14 protein-coding genes are annotated in these 13,006 nt (G+C 33.8%); 7 read left to right on the top strand and 7 right to left on the bottom strand.

The window, feature by feature from the left end:
- Positions 1-4: 4 nt before the first annotated feature.
- The 3 genes from IEV15_RS02710 to IEV15_RS02700 all read right to left on the bottom strand — a co-directional run bounded on the left by IEV15_RS02710 (position 5) and on the right by IEV15_RS02700 (position 2,017).
- Positions 5-664 carry an ACT domain-containing protein gene (locus IEV15_RS02710; RefSeq protein ID WP_188360970.1) on the bottom strand — a complete coding sequence of 220 codons (660 nt, stop codon included), beginning with the start codon at positions 662-664 and terminating at the stop codon, positions 5-7.
- Positions 665-728: 64 nt separating this feature from the next.
- The gene (locus tag IEV15_RS02705; RefSeq protein ID WP_188360969.1) at positions 729-1,088 is read right to left on the bottom strand and encodes a YraN family protein; all 360 of its coding nucleotides are present in this window, start codon (positions 1,086-1,088) and stop codon (positions 729-731) included.
- Positions 1,089-1,120: 32 nt separating this feature from the next.
- Entirely contained in the window at positions 1,121-2,017 is an 897-nt protein-coding gene (locus tag IEV15_RS02700; RefSeq protein ID WP_188361339.1) for a S66 peptidase family protein, read from the bottom strand.
- Positions 2,018-2,304: 287 nt separating this feature from the next.
- Here IEV15_RS02700 and metG point away from each other — a divergent pair, with 287 nt between their 5' ends.
- From metG to IEV15_RS02675, 5 genes are read left to right on the top strand one after another with little or no spacing between them, the layout of a single operon-like run.
- Positions 2,305-4,362, top strand: coding sequence for a methionine--tRNA ligase (gene metG / locus IEV15_RS02695; RefSeq protein WP_188360968.1), 2,058 nt, complete (start codon positions 2,305-2,307; stop codon positions 4,360-4,362).
- Positions 4,363-4,402: 40 nt separating this feature from the next.
- On the top strand, positions 4,403-6,058 hold the full coding sequence (locus IEV15_RS02690) for a S8 family serine peptidase (protein ID WP_188360967.1): 1,656 nt from the start codon (positions 4,403-4,405) through the stop codon (positions 6,056-6,058).
- A 19-nt stretch (positions 6,059-6,077) separates the two neighbouring features.
- Positions 6,078-6,767 (top strand): HAD family hydrolase, encoded by a 690-nt coding sequence (locus IEV15_RS02685; protein ID WP_188360966.1) that lies wholly within the window; start codon positions 6,078-6,080, stop codon positions 6,765-6,767.
- Positions 6,768-6,805: 38 nt separating this feature from the next.
- A complete protein-coding gene (locus IEV15_RS02680; RefSeq protein ID WP_188360965.1) occupies positions 6,806-8,242 on the top strand; it encodes a hypothetical protein in 1,437 nt (478 codons plus the stop codon).
- Positions 8,242-9,144 (top strand): histone deacetylase family protein, encoded by a 903-nt coding sequence (locus tag IEV15_RS02675; RefSeq protein ID WP_188360964.1) that lies wholly within the window; start codon positions 8,242-8,244, stop codon positions 9,142-9,144. The genes IEV15_RS02680 and IEV15_RS02675 overlap by 1 nt, the downstream gene beginning before the upstream one ends.
- On the opposite strand, the gene IEV15_RS02670 is transcribed toward IEV15_RS02675, so the two are convergent.
- From IEV15_RS02670 to IEV15_RS02655, 4 genes are all read right to left on the bottom strand, one after another.
- Positions 9,138-9,614 (bottom strand): CBS domain-containing protein, encoded by a 477-nt coding sequence (locus tag IEV15_RS02670; RefSeq protein ID WP_188360963.1) that lies wholly within the window; start codon positions 9,612-9,614, stop codon positions 9,138-9,140. The two genes, IEV15_RS02675 and IEV15_RS02670, sit on opposite strands and share 7 nt — an antisense overlap.
- 72 nt (positions 9,615-9,686) lie before the next feature.
- Positions 9,687-10,139, bottom strand: a complete 453-nt coding sequence (locus tag IEV15_RS02665) for an HRDC domain-containing protein (protein ID WP_188360962.1) — start codon at positions 10,137-10,139, stop codon at positions 9,687-9,689.
- Between the two features lie 19 nt (positions 10,140-10,158).
- Entirely contained in the window at positions 10,159-10,485 is a 327-nt protein-coding gene (locus IEV15_RS02660) for a single-stranded DNA-binding protein (protein ID WP_188361338.1), read from the bottom strand.
- Positions 10,486-10,581: 96 nt separating this feature from the next.
- Positions 10,582-10,911 carry a single-stranded DNA-binding protein gene (locus IEV15_RS02655; RefSeq protein WP_188360961.1) on the bottom strand — a complete coding sequence of 110 codons (330 nt, stop codon included), beginning with the start codon at positions 10,909-10,911 and terminating at the stop codon, positions 10,582-10,584.
- A 194-nt stretch (positions 10,912-11,105) separates the two neighbouring features.
- On the opposite strand from IEV15_RS02655, the gene IEV15_RS02650 reads away from it, so the two are divergent.
- Together IEV15_RS02650 and IEV15_RS02645 are read left to right on the top strand one after the other, a co-directional pair.
- A complete protein-coding gene (locus IEV15_RS02650; RefSeq protein WP_188360960.1) occupies positions 11,106-12,632 on the top strand; it encodes a bifunctional GNAT family N-acetyltransferase/carbon-nitrogen hydrolase family protein in 1,527 nt (508 codons plus the stop codon).
- Positions 12,633-12,639: 7 nt separating this feature from the next.
- A complete protein-coding gene (locus tag IEV15_RS02645; RefSeq protein ID WP_188360959.1) occupies positions 12,640-12,987 on the top strand; it encodes a hypothetical protein in 348 nt (115 codons plus the stop codon).
- The last annotated feature ends 19 nt before the right edge of the window (positions 12,988-13,006 follow it).

The raw sequence follows: 13,006 nt of genomic DNA, 5'->3' as shown, positions 1-13,006 counted from the left end.
GACCCTACAAACTCTTCAAATCTTTAATCACTTTAAATGCCAAATCAACTTCTTCTTCGCTTACCAAAACAGTAAACTCGTTTGAGGTAGAAATTACTTCGTTGATGCTGATTCCTTCCCAAGCCAAGCGTTGAAAAATATAATAATAAACTCCCGGAACCGAAACATTATCTTTTGGAAGTTTTACGGTAATTGAAGCTAATTTATCTTGTTTTTGAAACAAACGCTCGTTGGAAAAATGTTTCAAAACCAAATGGCTTACTACATCACTTACTACAATATTGGTTTCATTTACACCTCTTGAGGATGTATAAAAAATATCTTGATAGGAATTAATTTCAGAGATTAAATCGGCTTGTTTGTCTAAAATAGTATCAGAAACGGCAAAAGTATAATCGGTTAATGAGGAACGAACCGTAATTTCTCCAAGGTTTTTCAACACTTTTAAAATTCTGTGGTTCAAACGAAAATCTAAATCTTCTGACAACCTTTTTAAAGCCATCACAATAGCTCCTTGTTTCACATCTTTGCCCAATTCTTGCTCCAATTCAGGCATCATGTTTCTTGCCAAAGAAGTCAAGTTTATGATTCCTTGTGACAATGCACTCAATAAAAATGGTTTAGTTTTGATGTAGTGTTCTACAACGGAAGAAATCGTTTTCATAGTTGTGTGATTTATTTCCTGACAAATATAATACTAAAATACAATTTGTTACAAATATAACACCTTAAAAATAGTAAAAGGCATCTTCTAAATGTTCAATTGATAAGTTGTTACCTTCTTTGTGAATGGCAATGATGTCAAATCGAACCTCAACATCCAAATCGTTTTGAATGACATATTCATTAACTGCTTTTACCAAAAGCTGAATCTTTTTGGGTTTAACAAAATCTTGTGGCAAACCAAAATCTATTGAAGAACGGGTTTTTACCTCAATAATAGCAAGCGTGTTTTCTTTTTGTGCTATAATATCAACCTCCGCTTTTTGAAAAGTCCAATTGGTTTCCAAAACTTCATAACCATTTGCTTGAAGGTATTCAAACGCTTGTTCTTCGCCAAACTTACCTAATTCGTTGTGTTCTGCCATGATAAAAATCTAAATTCATCATTCTTTATACTTTATTCAAACTTCAAAATCGTCCCGCTTTCCGTAACTTCCAACAAAACTTGTCGTCCAAAAATCAACGCTCGATTGTCAGGAATATGTCCGGCAGGAAAATTAAAAACCATCGGAATATTGTATTTTTTAGTTACCTCTTGAATAATTTCCAAAGCATTTTTTCCCCAAGGAATGTCGTTGTCGTTCATTTTAGTCATACTTCCAATAACGATTCCTTTCAAACTTTCAAGGCAACCGTTGCGTTTGAGGTTCATCATCATTCGGTCGATGTGATATAAATATTCATCTAAATCTTCAAGGAAAAGTATTTTATCGGTGCAATCAATCGCAGATTCAGAACCAAATAAACTATAAATTATGGAAAGATTTCCACCCACTAATTCGCCTCTTGCAACACCCGTTTTATTCATTGCGTCATAAGGAATGATGTATGAAAGGCTTTTTCCAAACAAGGCCTTTCGCAAACTTTCTTTGGCTTCGGGTGTAGCTCTCGGAATATTCACCGGCATCATTCCGTGAATGGATTGAAAACCCAAATTATTTAAATGAGAATGTAAAACCGTTACATCACTAAAACCAATAATCCATTTTGGATTTTGCTTGAACTTAGAAAAATCGAGTAAATCAACCATTCGAACCGTTCCATATCCGCCTCGAACGCACCAAATAGCTTTCACATTCGGATTATCCATTTGGGTTTGAAAATCTTTTGCCCGCTCTTCATCCGTTCCTGCCAATTGCTTATTGTCTAAACCAATTGAGGAACCAATCACGGTTTTTAAACCCCAATTTTCAAGAAATTCTTGAATGTTTTTCAAATCGTCGTTCAAATGTTTTCGGGCAGTGGCTACAATGGCAACCGTGTCGCCTTTTTGTAAATAAGGAGGAACAATCATTTTTTTTTCCATTTGTGCATTTGCGTTGAAAAATAGTGAGAGCAGTGTAAGGGTTAGTATTTTTTTCATGATTCACTGATTTTCATCTAACAAATAAACAACTATTTCTTGTTTGAAACAACGTTTTTATGAAATTGAATCGCTCTCAGAATAGCTTCTTGAAAAAATAAAATGCAATCTCTAAAGCCAATGCCTCTTGTCTGTGCGATAAAAAACTTATTTTTGCATCAGAAAACTTTAACAGTTGCCTTTTTGCAGCTTTGCGACTTGGCGATAAACAAAATTTTATGATAGATAATCCAAAAAGATATACGATTACGGCGGCATTGCCTTACACAAACGGACCGATTCACATTGGGCATTTGGCGGGCGTTTATGTTCCGTCTGATATTTATGCTCGTTACTTGCGTTTGCAGGGGAAAGATGTGGCGTTTATTTGCGGAAGTGATGAACACGGCGTGGCGATTTCGATGAAAGCCAAAAAAGAAGGAATTACGCCTCAGGAAGTGATAGATAAATATGACGGAATTATTCGGAAATCGTTTGAGGATTTCGGAATTTCGTTTGATAATTATTCGCGGACTTCGTCTAAAATTCATCACGAAACAGCTTCTGCTTTTTTTAGAAAATTGTATGAGAACGGCGATTTTATTGAGGAAACGAATGAACAATTGTATGATGCGAAAGCAGATCAATTTTTGGCCGATCGTTTTGTGGTGGGAACTTGTCCGAAATGCGGCAACGAGGAAGCTTATGGCGATCAATGCGAAAAATGTGGGTCAACGTTGAATGCAACCGATTTGATTAATCCGAAATCTACAATTACGGGCGAAACTCCGGTTTTGAAATCAACGAAACATTGGTTTTTACCATTAGACAGATATGATGATTTTTTGAAGGAATGGATTTTAGTTGGTCATAAAAATGATTGGAAAACCAACGTTTTGGGTCAGGTGAAATCGTGGTTAGATGATGGTTTGAAACCGAGAGCCGTAACGAGAGATTTGGATTGGGGAATTGATGTTCCTGTGGAAGGTGCCGAAGGCAAGAAACTGTATGTTTGGTTTGATGCTCCGATTGGGTATATTTCTTCCACCAAAGAATGGGCAGCTAGAGAAGGAAAAGATTGGGAGCCGTATTGGAAAGATGCAGACACGAAATTGGTTCATTTTATTGGAAAAGATAACATCGTTTTTCATTGCATTATTTTTCCAGCAATGTTGAAAGCCGAAGGCAGTTTTATTCTGCCTGACAATGTTCCGGCGAATGAATTTTTGAATTTGGAAGGAAATAAATTATCAACTTCTAAAAATTGGGCGGTTTGGTTACACGAATACTTGGTTGATTTTCCGGATAAACAAGATGTTTTGCGTTATGCTTTGACAGCAAATGCTCCGGAAACGAAAGACAATGATTTTACTTGGAAGGATTTTCAAGCGAGAAATAATAATGAATTGGCGGCGGTTTATGGGAATTTCATAAATCGTGTAGTTGTTTTGACGAATAAATACTATGATGGAATTGTTCCTCAACCGAATGAATTTTCGGAAGTTGATGAACAGACTTTAGCAGAATTAAAAGCCTATCCGGCCGTGATTGCAAGTTCAATTGAACGATACCGATTTAGAGAAGCACAAGGCGAATTGATGAATGTGGCTCGATTAGGAAATAAATATTTAGCCGACGAAGAACCATGGAAAATGGTGAAAACAGATCCTGAAAGGGTAAAAACGCAAATGTATGTGGCATTGCAAATCGCGACTGCTTTGGGGATTTTGTCGGAGCCTTTTTTACCATTTACTTCAAATAAGTTGGTTAGCATTTTACAAACTGAATCGATTAGTTGGGAGAAAGTTTCCCGAACATCGGAATTGTTAAAACCAGGTCATCAAATCGGTCAAGCTGAAATTTTATTTGCTCAAATTGACGATGCCGAAATACAAAAACAAATAGACAAATTAGAAGCCACAAAAACTGCAAACAAAATGGAAAACAGAACTGTTGAGCCTCAAAAGGAAACTACCACATTTGAAGATTTTTCAAAACTAGATATACGCGTTGGAACGATTTTAGAAGCCGAAAAAATGCCTAAAGCCAATAAATTATTGGTTTTAAAAGTGGATACAGGAATTGATGTCCGAACAATTGTTTCGGGAATCGCAGAACATTTTTCCCCGGAAGAAGTCGTTGGAAAACGAGTTACGGTACTAGTGAATTTAGCACCAAGAGCCTTACGTGGTGTTGAAAGTCAAGGGATGATTTTAATGACCAATAATGCCGAAGGGAATTTGGTTTTTGTAAATCCGGATGCGGATGGGGTGGATAATGGGGCGTTGATAAGTTAAATTGTAACCTTCTTGAAGAAGAATTTTTAAAACTAAACATATGAAAAAAAAGTTAATTGCTGTAATGTTGTTTATATCAATTGGTATGAATGCTCAGGAACTGTTATTTTCTGGAAGTAGAATAATTTTAGGTTTAAAAAAAGACACACAAAAGACTGTTACAAATTTAAATGAATTGGAAGAATTGAACTTTTTGTTTGATGAATACGCTATAAAGGAGATAAAAAAATTAAATATTTCAAGTTCTGAAACTTTAAATGGAAATCCATTGGTTGTTGTTTTTGAATCTGAGGTTAACATAGACTCAATAATTAAAAAATTAGAGGAAACTAATCTATTTGATTATGTTGAGCCTGATTACATTGCACATGGTTCCGGTATAAAACAAAATGTAAATGTAAATTTATTAGAACGTTTTATTCCTTTATCAACAACCCCAAATGATCAGTTTTTTTTTAGACAATGGGGTTTACATAACAACGGCACATTCTCGTTAAGCCCTTCTGTTTTAGATGCAGATGTGGATATGATTGAAGCCTGGGATATTACCACAGGAAGTCCAAACATTGTGATGGCTGTTATTGACTCAGGAATTAAAATGGATCATCCTGAATTTAGTGGTAGATTTTGGTTTAACACTCAAGAGCAAGCTAATGGATTAGATGATGACAATAATGGATATGTTGATGATATCGTAGGTTGGGACTTTGTAAATAATGACAACGACCCCACAGATGATCACGGTCATGGAACGAATGTTACTGGAATAGCAGTTGCAAATGCCAATAATAGCATTGGATATGCCGGAGTAGATTGGAACTGCAAACTTTTACCGTTGAAAGTGCTTAATCAAAATAATTCGGGTTTTACTTCAAATATAATTTCATCTATTTACTATGCTATAAATCGAGATGTAGATGTAATAAGTATATCTATTGGGGGTAGTGGCTACTCTGTTGCTTATGAAAATGCAATAAATTTGGCTTATAATCAAAATATACCTGTAATAGCTTGTATGATGAATTTTAACAACAATATTAGTTATTATCCAGCCGCTTTTGCAAACACGATAGCTGTAGGATCAACCAACCCTAATGATCATAGAACTGTGCCCTTCTTTTGGAGTCCAACAAGTGGAAGCAATTATGGTAGTCACATTGATGTAATTGCTCCCGGAAATTTCATTTATGGACTATCTCATACATCAAATACTAATTATGGATCATATTGGGGAGGTACTTCTCAGGCAACTCCATTAGTTGCAGGAGTTGTTAGTTTGATGTTGTCAATTAATCCTAACCTAACTGTCACAGAAATTAGAACGATATTAAGAGATACTGCTCAAGATCAAGTTGGCAATCCTACAGAAGACATTTTGGGATGGGATCAATATTATGGAGCAGGTAGAGTAAATGCTTTTAATGCTTTAACTTATTTAGAGACCTTATCTACTACTAATTTTAGTTCAGATATGAAAATTAATTTATACCCCAACCCCACAAATGATTTTCTTTATGTGCCATCTAATTTTGATGAGATAGATTCAATTCAAATTTATGATGTGGCGGGTAGATTTGTTAAGTCATTACAAAATACGAAGACAAAAATTGATCTATCTCAATTAGAGAGTGGAGTGTATTTTTTACATATCGATTTTAGTGATAAAAAAATCATCAACAAAATAATAAAAAAATAAATCCCATAATAAAGATCAAATGACCCCAACTATAATCGCTTTTGACGCCGACGATACCTTATGGCACAACGAACCTTATTTTGACGAAGCTCAAGAACGCTTTTGTGAGTTGTTTCAGGATTTTGCCTCAAAACAGGAAATTCTTGGATTGATATTAAACCATCAAATCAAAAATTTACCTTTATATGGTTTTGGCATAAAAGCGTTTACGTTATCCATGATTGATTCGGCTTTGGAATTGACGAACCAATCGATTTCCGGTCAAAACATTGCAAAAGTCATACAGATTGGAAGAGAATTATTGCAAAAACCGGTAGAATTATTACCGGAAGTTGAAAGTGTTTTGCAACAACTAAACGGAAAACACAAATTAATCGTGGCCACAAAAGGTGATTTAAAAGACCAACACCGAAAACTTCATGATTCAGGAATCGGACATTATTTTCACCATATTGAAGTCATGAGTGACAAAACAGATGTGGATTATAAAAAAATGTTGGGCCGTTTAGATATCGAACCCAATAATTTTGTTATGATTGGCAACTCCTTAAAATCAGATGTTTTGCCGGTTTTGAATATTGGTGGTCACGCCATTCATATTCCATATCACACCACATGGGAATATGAAAAAATTGACTTTGAAATCAATCATCCCAATTTTAAATCATTTGAAAATATTACCCAAATCATTCCGTTACTAACAAATTGAATAAAGATAAAGTTACTTTAATTTTAAAGTTTCCTTTCATGAAAACCATATTGACTTTTTTATTTGTTTTTGGAATCTCTTGTGTCACTTTTTCGCAAAAAGTTCTGAATTCGTTTTCAATTCAACAAAACAAGGATTCCATTGTTTCTATTTATCCTTTTGTTGATGAAAGAAACCATGAATCGTATATGCTTCTTCACTATCCAAATGAGATTGTTACGTATAAATTTAGTGTAGGATTCAGAAAAACAGATTCCATATCAGCAAAAATTGAATTAAAAAAAGAAGAATATATTGTTGGACATAGTTTTGAAGAGGAAGAAATAACCTTGTTTACAACAAAAGATAATTTTCAATCCATTATTAGGATTGTTGTTGATTTTGAAAATAAAATATTCCGAAAAGACCCATTTGATTTTAAAATAAACAATGAAAATATAATAACTTGTTTTAACGCTGAACAATCGTTTCATGTTTTAACTTTTGAAGAGACTAAAAATGAAATCGTGAGCTTTACATTTAAAAATTTGGATGCTCCTGAAACAAGAAAATTTGATCTGTCAAAAATTCAATTTACAGATAATGACAATAAATCGCTATCCTTAAAAGCGGTTTTTTTTAATAAAAAAGACGATGATTTATCACCTTTTCCAATAATGTCTTTTGAAAATAATTATCCTTTTACCTTGATGGATTCTTATGTTAAGCGAAAACTTTTTTTCCATGATGACAAGTATTATTTGCTACTGAATTACAACAGTAATTTTACACATGTTCTTGAGTTTGATTCAAAAAGTGCAAGTGTAACCGATTATAAAATTCCTGTTTCCCCATTAAATGGTAGCTATAAAAACAATAGTTATTTTATGGATGGACTCATTTTTGAACAAGTTTCTAATTCAAATGAATTTGCTTTTTCCATTAAAAATTTAAAAGGCGAAATTTTAAAAGAACATAAAGTAAACCTAAAAGAATCCATTAATTTTAAAAATTCGGAGTTCAGATATGAAAATTCAGAGACTGATCAACCCGTAAAAATTAAAAATACAAAATCATTTCTTAAACGACTACACAAAACTAATCCTGCAATTTCGGTTTACAAAAACCACTCCAATTATTTGGTTACCATGGGTGGCATCAGCAGTAAGGAAAAGAGTCCCGGTTGGGGATTATTGGCTGATTTAGCCATAAATGGAATTTTGATTCTAAATGGCGAAGGAGGTTATGAATCTTACTTTTATAACAATAAAAATGGATACAAATACAAAAGTGTTTCATTTGACGCCTTATTCGATCAAAATTTAAATCCTATTACGCGTGCTGTTCAAGCTACAGGAATGGACAAACTAATGAATTTTATAGATAACAATAAGGAGTCTTCAACAATTGTTTTTTTTAAAAGAGGAAGTCATTTTGTTTTAGGATATAAAGATTGGAAAACAAATGAATTCGTTTTTAGAAAATTTGAAGATTAATGTTTCCTATTGCTTTTCATCCCATTTACAAGCATCCATTACCTGAAGGTCATCGCTTTCCGATGATGAAATATGAATTGTTACCCCAACAATTAATGCATGAAGGAACTGCCGTTTCATCTGATTTTTTTGAACCGGAACGCTGCGATTTGAAATCAGTTTTGGCAGTGCATTCAAAAGAATATGTCTCAGATTTGTTGCAATTGAGCTTAGAACCAAGAGCCGTTCGAAAAATTGGTTTCCCCTTGTCATCCGTATTGGTTGAACGGGAATTGCGAATTGCCGAAGGCACCATCATAGGGGCAAAAAAAGCTTTTGAAGCCGGAATATCTTTTAATATTGCTGGAGGAACACATCATGCATATACCAATCGTGGTGAGGCTTTTTGTTTGTTAAATGATCAAGCCATTGCGGCTCAATATCTGTTAGATCATCAATTGGCAAAAAGCATTTTAATAGTTGATTTGGATGTTCATCAAGGAAATGGAACAGCAGAAATTTTTCAAAACAACCCATCGGTTTTTACTTTTTCCATGCATGGAAAATCCAACTATCCGTTTAAAAAAGAAGTGTCAGATTTGGATATTGCTTTGGCAGACGGAACTACTGATGAGAAATATTTAGAAATACTTACAGAGACATTACCTAAAATTAGTAATCAACAAAAACCTGATTTTATATTTTACTTAGCGGGTGTTGATATTTTAAAAACCGACAAACTAGGAAAGCTTTCCTGCTCTATTGAAGGTTGCAAAAGAAGAGATGCCCTTGTTTTTGAATTGTGTAAAAAACATGAAATTCCGATTCAAGTAAGCATGGGAGGTGGTTATTCGCCAGAACTCAAAACAATCGTTGAAGCTCATGCAAACACATTCAGAATAGCAAAAGAGTTTTATTATTGATTGGCAATATGCCAATTGGAACCCGACCACTGTAAAACCGCTTTCAATACATTTTTTTGACTAATCAAACCAATTAATTTACCTTGATGAACCACAGGGAAATTTCGTTTTTTTGTGGATAAAAATTTATTGGCTACGTCTAGTAAATTTTCATCGGGAGCAACACAAATTACGTTTGGAGTCATAAAACGTTGCACACTCATATCATCCATTGGAAGATTATAATACTTACTTTCTGAAATTTGTTTGATGCAATCTCCCTCAGAAATGATTCCAATAACTTCGTTATTTTCTGAGACAATTGGACCGCCTGAAATGCCATTTTTTACAATTGCATCCATCACTTCCAGAATGTTTTGAGAAGCAGAAAAACTCACAACCGCCCTGTTCATATAGTTTTCAACACATATTTTTTCTTGCTCCGGAGCTGTTTTTCCAATCATTTCTCCTTGATAACTTTTGATACCCATGGCTAAGTGTTTTAATATTAGAACTTTAAATATACAAAAAAAACATCTGCCGGAGCAGATGTTTTTAAAAATTTAACTGGCTTGTAACAAAGAGATGATGTCATTCCCGTATCTGGAGATTTTATTTTCTCCAAAACCTTTGATTCGTTTCAACTCATCAATTGAATGGGGCCGAATTTTAGCAATCGTCATCAATTCTGAATTATGGCAAATCATATATTGTGGTAATCCCAATTTTGACGATTTTTCTGTTCTCCAACTTTTCAATGAACTTAACGTGTTTTTTTCTTCTTGACTTAATTCATCATAATTCAAAACAGACACTTTCTCACTTTCTTTGGATTCTCTTGGTTTTAAAATTTTTGGCTCATAAAAAACCAATACTGACCAATAATCTATCATACCGGCTATAAAGTTTGTAGCTGTTTTTTGTACCGTTACCTCATTCAAAAATTGATTGATGGCGTTTTGATCGTTCTGCAAATGCTCCCCACTTACTCGAACTCTGAAATGTTTTACATTCATAATTTTTTGGTTTTTGTGGTTAATTTGGCTTTCCTAATAACATCAAATCGCTTACTACAACTTCTGTGATATAACGTTTGTTCCCTTCTTTATCATCATAACTTTTTGATGATAATTTTCCTTCAATGGCGATTTCTTTTCCTTTAACAACAAACTTTTCGATGATCTCTGCTGATTTTCCAAAAGCAACAATTTTATGCCAATGGGTTTCTTCTACTTTTTCACCTTTTTTGTTGGTAAAATACTCGTGGGTTGCAATTGATAAATTAGCAACTTTACCACCTTCAAAAGTTTTTACTTCAGGGTCATTTCCAACATGACCGATTAATTGTACTCTGTTTTTCATTGTGTTCATGGCGTATAATTTTTAAAGTTTTAATCTGAACTCGTTTCAGATTCTATTGATTTTTGATATTGTAATTGCTATCGAATTTTGAAAGGCTTATTTCATCAAAAGCAATTCATTTATAACTACTTCTGTCACATATCGTTTGTTGCCTTCTTTATCATCATAAGATCTTGATGTAAGTTTACCGGTAATTCCGATTTTTTTTCCTTTTTCAACAAACTTTTCAATTGTTTCTGCAGTTTTTCCCCAAGCTACAATATTGTGCCATTGGGTTTGTTCTACTTGATCTCCTTTTTTACTAACATAAACATCATTGGTGGCTAATGTTAAGTTGGCTAATTTTTTCCCACTTTCAAATTCTTTGATGATTGGGTCTTTACCTACGTGTCCGATTAATTGTACTCTGTTTTGTAATGCATTCATGGCGTTTAAAATTTAATTGGTTTATAAATGTATGATTGTCGATTTAAAATTTATGTTGTTTCATTTCGACAGGACAAAGTTGTGACAGCTTGCAAATTTTATTCGGTTTAAAAACACTTACTTTCGGTTGTAAATGTTTGTAAACGTTTGCAAACGGAAATTAATTTTTGTATCTTGCACAAAAACAGAGAAATATGCAAGAGACAATTAATAAAATTGAACTACGAAATTTACAGATTGAAGATTACAAAGAGTTGAAAAACTCAATGATGGAAGCTTATAGCGAATTAGAAAATTCCTATTGGAAAGAACATCATATTGAAAAATTACTCTCCATTTTCCCAGAAGGACAACTCGTGGTTTTGGTGGATGATAAAGTGGTTGGTTCTGCTTTATCACTGATAATTGATTATAAGAAAGTAATTGCCAATCACACCTACGCTCAAATTACAGGAAATTATAGTTTTGACACACATAATCCGTTTGGTGAAGTTTTATATGGTATTGATGTTTTCATTCATCCAAAATATCGCGGTCTACGATTAGGAAGAAGATTGTATGATGCCAGAAAAGAATTGTGTGAACAATTAAATTTAAAATCAATCATTTTTGCCGGAAGAATTCCAAATTACATTGATTACATGGAGGAGTTTTCTCCAAAACAATATATTGAAAAAGTAAAACAAAAGGAGCTATATGATCCTGTTTTATCGTTTCAAATCAGCAATGATTTTCACGTAAAGAAAATCATGAAAAATTATTTGGTTGGTGATAAAAGCTCCAACGAATATGCGGTTTTGATGGAATGGAACAACATTTATTATGATGAAAGTCCGAACTTAATTAATCTTAAAAAAAGCGTTATCCGATTGGGTTTAATTCAATGGCAAATGCGTCCGTTGAACAACTTAGAACAACTCTTTGAACAAGCCGAATTTTTTATTGATGTAGTTTCCGGTTACGGTAGTGATTTTGCCCTTTTCCCTGAATTGTTTACCGCTCCTTTGATGGCTGATTACAACCATCTCTCTGAAGCCGATGCTATTCGTGAATTAGCAAAGCATTCCGAACCCATTCGTAAAAGATTTCAAGAATATGCCATATCCTACAACATCAATATCATAACCGGAAGTATGCCTTATATGGAAAATGGCATTCTTTATAATGTAGGTTTTTTATGTAAGCGTGACGGAACCAATGAAATGTACACCAAAATTCACATCACGCCAAATGAAACTTTACATTGGGGGATGAAAGGCGGTTCACAAATAAAAACGTTTGATACCGACTGTGGGAAAATTGGCATCATGATTTGTTATGATGTAGAATTCCCCGAATTATCACGATTAATGGCCGATGAAGGAATGAATATTCTTTTCGTTCCGTTTTTAACCGACACTCAAAATGGCTATACACGAGTGAAACATTGTGCTCAATCGCGAGCCATTGAAAACGAATGTTATGTGGCAATTGCTGGTTGTGTTGGAAACCTACCAAAAGTAAATAACATGGATATTCAATATGCTCAATCGGCGGTTTTTACACCTTCTGATTTTGCTTTTCCAAGTAATGGTGTCAAAGCTGAAGCCACCCCAAATACAGAAATGACGTTGATTGTTGATGTTGATTTGGATTTATTAAAACAATTGCATGAATTTGGAACCGTGCGAATCTTAAAAGACAGAAGACACGATTTATATAGTATTAAGAAGTTGAAATAACGAGCTTATGAAAAACTGTTTAGAATGTGACGAAAAAATAATTGGTCGCGAAGACAAAAAGTTTTGCAGCGATGGTTGTAGAAATGCCTACAACAACAAGATGAACAAAGACAGTACGAATTTAATGCGAAACATCAACAACAAGTTACGCAAAAATTACCGAATTTTGTGTGAGTTAAATATCGAAGGAAAAAGTAAAACCACCAAATCAAAACTCTTAAGTAAGGGTTTTGATTTTGACTATTTCACTTCAATTTTACACACAAAAACCGGCAATACCTATCATTTTTTATATGACCAAGGATATCTTGCATTAGAAAATGATTATTATATGTTGGTCAAAAAAGACAACTAACCAAAAACCAACCCAACTT

This window comes from Flavobacterium orientale, from assembly GCF_014638005.1.
Taxonomy (GTDB): Bacteria; Bacteroidota; Bacteroidia; order Flavobacteriales; family Flavobacteriaceae; genus Flavobacterium; species Flavobacterium orientale.
Note: the sequence above shows the minus strand (reverse complement) of the source record. Positions and strands in the feature narration are given on the sequence as shown.